The 7,950-nt window shown below is 49.1% G+C and carries 6 protein-coding genes and 1 pseudogene; 4 read left to right on the top strand and 3 right to left on the bottom strand.

What is annotated here, in order from left to right; translation table 11 throughout:
• Positions 1–213: 213 nt before the first annotated feature.
• A complete protein-coding gene (locus Q0294_RS15080) occupies positions 214–1,155 on the bottom strand; it encodes an aminotransferase class IV (RefSeq protein WP_299467091.1) in 942 nt (313 codons plus the stop codon).
• 159 nt (positions 1,156–1,314) lie between these two features.
• On the bottom strand, positions 1,315–1,725 hold the full coding sequence (locus Q0294_RS15075; protein ID WP_299467089.1) for a hypothetical protein: 411 nt from the start codon (positions 1,723–1,725) through the stop codon (positions 1,315–1,317).
• 349 nt (positions 1,726–2,074) lie between these two features.
• On the opposite strand from Q0294_RS15075, the gene Q0294_RS15070 reads away from it, so the two are divergent.
• From Q0294_RS15070 to Q0294_RS15050, 4 genes and pseudogenes are all read left to right on the top strand, one after another.
• Entirely contained in the window at positions 2,075–2,995 is a 921-nt protein-coding gene (locus Q0294_RS15070; RefSeq protein ID WP_299467087.1) for an NAD(P)-dependent oxidoreductase, read from the top strand.
• Positions 2,996–3,090: 95 nt separating this feature from the next.
• Positions 3,091–3,977: pseudogene (gene dapA / locus Q0294_RS23445) on the top strand (4-hydroxy-tetrahydrodipicolinate synthase).
• Between the two features lie 133 nt (positions 3,978–4,110).
• Entirely contained in the window at positions 4,111–5,415 is a 1,305-nt protein-coding gene (locus Q0294_RS15055; RefSeq protein ID WP_299467081.1) for an ATPase, T2SS/T4P/T4SS family, read from the top strand.
• A 264-nt stretch (positions 5,416–5,679) separates the two neighbouring features.
• Positions 5,680–5,913 carry a hypothetical protein gene (locus Q0294_RS15050; RefSeq protein WP_299467079.1) on the top strand — a complete coding sequence of 78 codons (234 nt, stop codon included), beginning with the start codon at positions 5,680–5,682 and terminating at the stop codon, positions 5,911–5,913.
• 267 nt (positions 5,914–6,180) lie between these two features.
• Here Q0294_RS15050 and Q0294_RS15045 read toward each other — a convergent pair whose 3' ends face one another.
• Entirely contained in the window at positions 6,181–7,914 is a 1,734-nt protein-coding gene (locus tag Q0294_RS15045) for a thiamine pyrophosphate-binding protein (RefSeq protein WP_299467093.1), read from the bottom strand.
• Positions 7,915–7,950: the final 36 nt, after the last annotated feature.

Raw genomic sequence — 7,950 nt, 5'->3', positions numbered from 1 at the left:
CACCCGTGCCAGGCCCAATTTCCAGTACCTTCTTCGGCCCCTGATGCTGTTTCATCGGCCCCGCCATATCTGCTGCCAGAAAACGGCTGCTGGGAGCAATGGCGCCGGTGGTTTCGAAAGTCGTACGAAACTGTTTGAAAAATTCCAGATAATGTGACACGCTTGCGGTTCCTGGTAGTAAATCGAAACGACTGGGGAAATTACTTGACGCTGTTACGAAAGAGCGATTCTTCTCTCTTCCCCGATCTGTCTTGCCTGCTGGACGATATCAACGCCGACTGTCTGACTCCAGGCTGACAGCAACTGCCGACAAACGGGCCCCGGATCACCGCCCGCGACAGGATGTTCATCAAAGCGGGTAACCGGCATCAGACAATATGCGGTCGAAGACGTCAATGCTTCATCCGCATCGAGAATCTCATTTACGGAAATATCTGTTTCTTCATAGCGAAGTCCCAGCTGTTTCGCCAATCGGACCACCATCATCTGGCTGATTCCCCCGAGAATATGTTCCGGACGGGGAGATTTGATGACATCGTCTTTTACAATATAAAAATTGCCGATCGTCGTTTCCGCCACAAATCCGGCCTGATCAAACAGCAGGGCGCTGGCCTGTGGATCCTGCTGACGGACCAGTTTATCGGCTCGATACAGGTGGATTCGGCTGCGGGATTTAATACGGGGATCAAAAATGTTCGCGTTGAGCTGTAATCCTGCGGCGCGCCGTAAATGCTGCCCGGTTGTGTATTTTTGATCCCAAAGTTCAAACGCTAATGGAAATGTGTGTACGCAAACCGTCGGAGTGCGACACGTTTCGATTTCGGCGAGTCCGAGATAAGGCAGATTGTGACCTGCCGTGATGAACATCGTCAAACCCATATCATGTGCGGCTGGCAGTAAGGGCGCGTTCTGCGCCACAAGAGTTTCACAGATCTGTTTGAGTACGGATTTCTCCGGTACAGGATCAATGCAAACATACTCCAGTGCAGAAAACAGACGCTCCACATGTTTATCCAGCATAAACAAGCGGTGTGAGAAGGTACGTACCATCTCTGTAATGGAAGCCCCGTAAACAATCCCCAGATCGGTCACAGCCAGTTTTGCTTCTGAGAAAGGAATAAAGGCGCCATTGAGATACGCCAGCGGTTCGGTCATGTGTTTTTTTCGTGATCTAAATAGTTCTGACGTAAATCCGGAATGTCTCAATCCAGTCGTAACAGATCCAGCCAGTGTCCAGGTTTATGGTAACGTCTCCAAGGCTATTCCGACCGAGCATCATAACAGAGGCGACGCAATGGTTAAATGGGGCGAGATTTAGTATCCGTAATAAACAACAGGATACGAATATGCCGGAGCGGGAACCAGGTATTGTGAATTCAAGTAAGACCTTCTGCCAAATAACCGCACCTGCAGATACATGGCGTTTGAGAGCATGCGGCAGCCAAGAGGAAACGCGGAATCATCACACCTGCGATAAAGCTCCTGCCGGAATTGCAGATCACAATAGCGTCTGCTGATGCCGGGAATTTGATAACACAGATCATGCTGAGAGCAGCTTCCGCGAAAATCCGCTCCCATAAATCCCTGTGGTGTTAAAAACTGTAAGAGCGGGGCACCATCCGGACCGCAGGGATAAGCGCTCCCTTGTGCATAAGCTGAAGTTTGTCCGTTGATACCTGAGACAAAACACAACATCGTGATTACGAATGCAAACGGAACTTTCATGGGGACTCGATTCATCATCTGAAAATTAGTCAACCGGTGCCTGATTCAGGAAATGAGGGCATTCCTGCATTACAGTTCCTGATTTTCCCTACCTGGCATACGAATCGCAAGTTTCTTTTATCAACACTCTGTAATTCCCTCAACAAAAGGGCAAAACAGGGACAATTGTTGTCAAAAAAAATGAACCAGTCGTATGACTTCTGAGTCCCTGCTCGATATACTGCCAAGGAGCAAGATTGCGATAACTTGAGATATAGTAATCATTTTTTTACGATTGTCAGTGAGATCCCGGCACCGTAATGATGAACGAATTCTGTTTTAGAATTGAGAGATAAAAGGATTGGAGAATATGGCGACACCAGTAATTCAACCAGGAACCACAAAAATCGGCTGGATTGGTACAGGAGTCATGGGTTCCAGCATGGTAGGGCACCTGATAGATGCCGGTTTCTCCGCGACCGTTTATAATCGCAGTAAATCTAAAGCAGAGCCCCTGATTAAAAAAGGGGCCAGTTGGGCCGATTCTCCCAAAGCTGTTGCCGAAAAGTCGGACGTCATTTTCTCAATTGTTGGTTTTCCCGCGGATGTCAGAGAAGTCCTGTTGGGAGAGCAGGGGGCTTTGGCAGGAGCTTCAGCGGGAAAAATCCTGGTAGATATGACCACCAGCGATCCTTCTCTGGCCGTTGAAATTGCAGAGGCAGCGGCGGCCAAAGGCGTGCATGGTATTGATGCGCCCGTTTCTGGTGGAGATATCGGAGCGAAAAACGGAACGTTGTCGATTATGATCGGCGGCGACCAGCAGATCGTCGATGCTCTGAAGCCCTGCTGGGATGCGATGGGCAAGACGATTGTCTACCAGGGAGGTCCGGGGTCCGGGCAACATACGAAAATGGTCAATCAGATTCTGATCGCAACCAACATGATCGGAGTCTGTGAAGCGCTGCTGTACGGTTATAAAGCAGGATTGGATCTGCCGACGGTTCTGGAATCGGTGGGTAGTGGCGCAGCGGGAAGCTGGTCGCTCTCAAATCTCGGCCCCAGAATTATGGATAATAATTTTGACCCCGGATTTTTCGTTGAGCATTTTATCAAAGATATGGGAATTGCACTGGCGGAAGCCAAAGCGATGAATCTGAGTCTTCCCGGCCTGGCACTGGGACATCAACTCTACCTCGCGGTTCAGGCACAAGGTTATGGACGGAACGGAACTCATGCTCTGCAACTGGCGCTGGCATCATTGTCGAATGTCGATTGGGAACATCGTTCGTAATTTTTAGTGTCTGATAAACAACAAAATTGCTGAATCAGAAATGGAGCTGGTCAAACAGGGCCGGCGGATAGAATTTGTTTTAAGGTATCGAAAGCATGGTTAGTCAAAGTGACCTGTTTGCAGGTCTTTCAGTGGCAATGATCACCCCCTTCAAAAATGGGGAAATCGACGAAACAGCCCTCCGCAGTCTGGTCGATTACCATATTGAACAAGGGACGGACACCTTGTGCCCAGTGGGAACCACTGGTGAATCGCCCACCCTTTCACACGATGAACACAAACAGGTCATTTCCATCGTCTGCAAACAGGCTGCAGGTCGCATCAAAGTGATGGCGGGAACGGGATCGAACAGTACCCGCGAAGCGATTGAGCTCACCAAATACGCAGAACAAGCCGGTGTTGATGGTGCCCTGCATGTTGCCCCTTACTACAACAAACCAACCCAGGAAGGATTCTTCCAGCATTATCAGGCGATTGCCGAAGCGGTTGACATTCCGATTTGATCTACAATATTCCCGGTCGAACCGCCAAGAATATCGAGCCTGAAACCATTATCCGTCTGGCGGAAATCCCCAATATCATTGCGGTGAAGGAATCCACCGGCTCCATGGACCAGGCATCGCACATTCTTTCTGCCTGCGATCTGGCCGTACTCTCCGGTGACGACAGCCTGACGCTCCCCCTGATGGCATTAGGAGGCAAAGGGGTTGTATCCGTTGTCGGAAATATTGTTCCCGGTGATGTAAAAAGTCTGCTGAATGCCTTTAATGCCGGGGATATGAAACTGGCCCGGGAATGGCATTTCAAACTGTTCGCCCTCTGCCGAAATCTGCTGGGACTGGCGACTAATCCCATTCCCATCAAAGCAGCGATGCAGTTGCTGGGACGGGACAATGGTGAAGTCCGTCTGCCGATGACTCAGCTCGATAGCGCATCCATGAAGGTTCTGGAAAAAACTCTGCGGGATTATGGTCTGCTTTAAAAATTAAGCCAGACGACTCACTGAAGAATCTCTGACTGAAAGCGGCTGGAGAGGAACCGGTGATTCCTGGCGGATTGCGTTGTGAAAAAGATTTTCAGTCACACACTTTGCCCGTTTTTTAAGAGGTTTACTTGTGATATTTGGTTTTGGAAAATCGCGGGAAGAAGATGATGATGTCGAAGAAGAGATTGAACCAGTCTCCTTTCAAGGCGCATTAAATGGTCAACCTGCAAATCTGAAAGAAAATGCACGGCTGGTGAAAGCCGGCCTGATGCCTGCCAAAAACATCGTCACCGATGGTCTTGCTCTTCGCGCAGAATTGATGCGTTTCGAACCCAAGGGGGAGCGGTATCAGGTTGTATTTTACGTAGACGGAGTCGCTAATCCAGGCCCGAAGTTATCAAAACAGCAGGGGCTGGCCGTCGTCCAGGTCGTCAAGCTGTTATCAGGACTGAATATTCAGGAACGAAAGCGGCCTCAGTCGGGAGGCATTCTGGCTGAATTAGAAGGGGTCTCCTATCAGTTGAGAGTTTCAACAGCTCCCGCTGAGGGGGGAGAACGTCTTTCGATTAAAGCCATCAACGTCAAGTATCCACTGGACCGTGCTGACGACATCGGCATCACCGAGGAAAATAAAGAACGTATTCGGGAAATGAGCAAAGGCCGACATGGGTTGATCCTTATCAGCGGTCCACCGAGCTCAGGAACAACGACGACAACTTTTGGTGTCGTCCGTTCCGTGGATGCGTATCAATATACCATCTTTGCTCTGGCTGAACCGGAGCATCGTGAATTAAGTCACATCGCGACCCTTGATAAAAAAGCAGGGGATACGTTTGACGATGAGTTAAGACGAATCATTCGCATGGAAGCAGATATCATCTATTTGAATCCGGTTACCGATGAAGAGTACGTCCGCAGTATATTGAACGTCGCAGATGAAATTTCGATGATCGCCGAAATTTCAGCTAAGGATTCCGTTTCCGGTCTGATCAAGTTCTGTAAATTAGCCGGGAGTGTAGAAAAAGGTGTCGGTGCGCTGCGGTGCGTGATCGGCCATAAATTGATTCGAACGCTCTGTGATCAGTGTAAGGAAGCATTCCGCCCGAATCCGAAACTGATCGAAAAAATGGGGCTGCCCAAATCCACCAAAATGCTCTATCGCCCCCCCCGACAAACCGTTGACGAAGAGGGGAACGAAATTGAACCGTGTGAAAAATGCGACGGCCTGGGTTACTACGGCAGAACGTTGATGATGGAAATCATCGAGATGACCGACGAGATGAAACAATTGATCATCAGTGGTGCGGAGCCGGGAAAAATCAAGGCGTTCGCAAAAAAAGAGGGAATGCCGACCTTCCAGAAAGACGGTATTCGTTTAGTGGCGGAAGGTAAAGTCTCGCTGGATGAGTTACAAAAGGTGTTCAAATCACCCTGAGCTGCCATATCTATGCCCTGCAGATTTTCTTTATACAAAATATTGTCCGATTAGGCAGATATATCGAAGATTCCGGTTTTGTGTGTCGATAAACACAGTACATGGTTTGTAATTATGTGTGACCTTGCGTGTTACTTCCTCGGGAAGTGACTGGATTCAGTAAAAGGACAGACTGATCCCAAGGTGTTCCCGGCTCCTGTCTTACCCTGTTTACACGTCTTCCCAACAGGGGCCATTCGACAACTTTTCAATCCGAGGATAATCATGGTAATTCGCCAGTTCAAAAATTGGTCCTGTGCAGGAATTCTGGGTTTAGCGTTAATCGGGATAACCAGCACCGGTTGCCAATCCAGCATCGGCGGCCAGACGCTGCCTTCTGCTTATTACCTGAATGATGACGTGCAGTTCTATCCGGCCGGTCCTGAAGAACAACTTTACAACCAGCGCGAAGTCCTCGAACAATACAAATTGGAACGCAAACTCCAGGACGAACAATAGTCGCCTGAGCCGGGTGACCGATGGTTCTGATTGCTTTCAAACGAAACAGGGGGGGCTCTTTCGCATAAATCATTGCAGTTTTATTTGCTGGACAATAGAAACTGCAAGCGAAAGGAAAAAAGCCGGACTGAGAGAACGGGACTCTCGTCCGGCTTTTTTTATAGACTTAATCGCATCCAGCAAAGCTATAGCCGCCTGCGATCTCTGATTCCCGTCCGCAATACGCGAGCTAAACCCGAATACGGACCAGGAGCACACCCAGGCTGATTAAAGCTGCTTCGACATTTTCTCTGCCAGACGGGTTAACGCCGGACTGACATCGGTTGGATCCAGATGCACGTTGATCACGCTCAAGCTGTCCAAATTCGCCAGAGCGGCTTTGATCGCTTTTTCAAGATCGCCTTCCGTACTCACCTCAAAGCCCCATCCGCCACCGATCAGATCGGTAATATTATGATACTTCCAGTTGGGAATGTCATTAAACGGCCCTTCCTGCAGGAAACGTTCGGTCGTATATCCCTTGTTGTTCAAGACGATGACAATCGGGTTAAAACCCAATTTGAGTGCCGTTGAAAGCTCCAGACAGGTCATCTGAAACGCACCATCTCCGACGAGCACAATCGGTCGCAAACTTTGATTGGCCACCTGCGCACCGATGGAGGCCGGTATCGCAAATCCCATGGATGTATAATAAGCGGGGCTGAGGAATTTGGTATGCGTGCTGATCATCAAATCTATAGCCCCGAACAGGCAATCCCCCACATCCGTCACCACAACGGTTTTATCACTCAGGATCTGATTGATACTCTCAAACAAATGCTTTGTGGTCACCGGCTGTGATGGTCTGACCTTATAGTCGATCGGCTGGGGTCGGACATGATCCGGTATTTTACGCACGACTACTTTCATCTTATGATTGCCCAGCGCTTTGACAAAGTCGGAAAACACAACATCCTGAAAATGATGATAGCTGATCCTGAGTTTTTCACTGGTTGCATAAATGCATTTCCCCGGATCCAGATGCGCTGTGTAAATCCCCAGGTTAATGTCCGTCATGAACGTGCCGAGCAGTATGACGCAGTCACTTTCCTCAACAAAACGCTGTACTTCGCTGCGCCCCATTGCGCCTTCATAGACACCCAGATAAAGTGGATGGGATTCACTCACGACAGACTTGCCTAAAATTGTCGCGCACATCGGGATTTTGTGTTTTTCAGCAAACTCCAGCACTTCTTCCCGTAACCCAAAGCGATGGACTTCCACTCCGGCAATGATCACCGGTTTTTTACTTGCATGAATTAGTTCCGCCGCCTCTTCAAGCGATTCACGCAAGGCATTTTGATCGCTCACTGGCTGAGTGTCATCAGGAATATGCGGAATGATGGCTTTTTTGTGAACGCAATCCCTAGGCAGTTCCAGATAAACAGGGCGTTTGAATCTGACACAGGCCTCGAGGCAGCGGTCGATCTCATGAAAGGCAGTCATCGGATCATTCAGCAAAGCCGTTGCTACTGTGATCTTTTCAAAGACTTCACGCTGCGTATTAAAATCTTTCACACGATGATGGAGCAGGGGGTCGGTTTCCCGCTCCGCCATCCCCGGAGCACCACTGATTACGACTACGGGAGACTTTTCCGCATAAGCACCAGCGATGGAATTGCACAAACTCAAACCACCAACACAATACGTCACACAGACTGCTCCCAATCCGTTCACGCGCGCATAACCATCCGCAGCATAGCCGGCATTGTCTTCACGCGTTGTCCCAACCACACGAATGGGGCTCTCTTCAAGCATGCCATAAAACTGTAATACGAAATCGCCAGGTATACCAAATAAATCGTTGATACCATAATCCTGTAACCGCTGAATCAGATAACTTCCGATGGTATGTACTTTGCCGTTATTCTTGCCGGAAGCATGTTTGGTAACCGGCTTCGTGGCAGGATGAGGTTTGTTATCGCCTGATTTTGACTTGGAGACTGTTTTTCGAGCCGTCATCTCAGAACCTTCCTTGAAGAAATTGAAAATTACCCG

The sequence above is a fragment of the uncultured Gimesia sp. genome, assembly GCF_937919775.1.
Classification (GTDB): Bacteria; Planctomycetota; Planctomycetia; order Planctomycetales; family Planctomycetaceae; genus Gimesia.
The sequence above is the reverse complement of the archived record's forward strand: the minus strand, read 5'-3'. Positions and strand labels throughout refer to the sequence as shown.

What these genes read in the sequence shown, in the direction of transcription:
- Q0294_RS15080 (WP_299467091.1), bottom strand. Translation starts at nt 1,155, where the DNA reads ATGACCGAACCGCTGGCGTATCTCAATGGCGCCTTTATTCCTTTCTCA.
- Q0294_RS15075 (WP_299467089.1), bottom strand. Translation starts at nt 1,725, where the DNA reads ATGAAAGTTCCGTTTGCATTCGTAATCACGATGTTGTGTTTTGTCTCA.
- Q0294_RS15070 (WP_299467087.1), top strand. Translation starts at nt 2,075, where the DNA reads ATGGCGACACCAGTAATTCAACCAGGAACCACAAAAATCGGCTGGATT.
- Q0294_RS15050 (WP_299467079.1), top strand. Translation starts at nt 5,680, where the DNA reads ATGGTAATTCGCCAGTTCAAAAATTGGTCCTGTGCAGGAATTCTGGGT.
- Q0294_RS15045 (WP_299467093.1), bottom strand. Translation starts at nt 7,914, where the DNA reads ATGACGGCTCGAAAAACAGTCTCCAAGTCAAAATCAGGCGATAACAAA.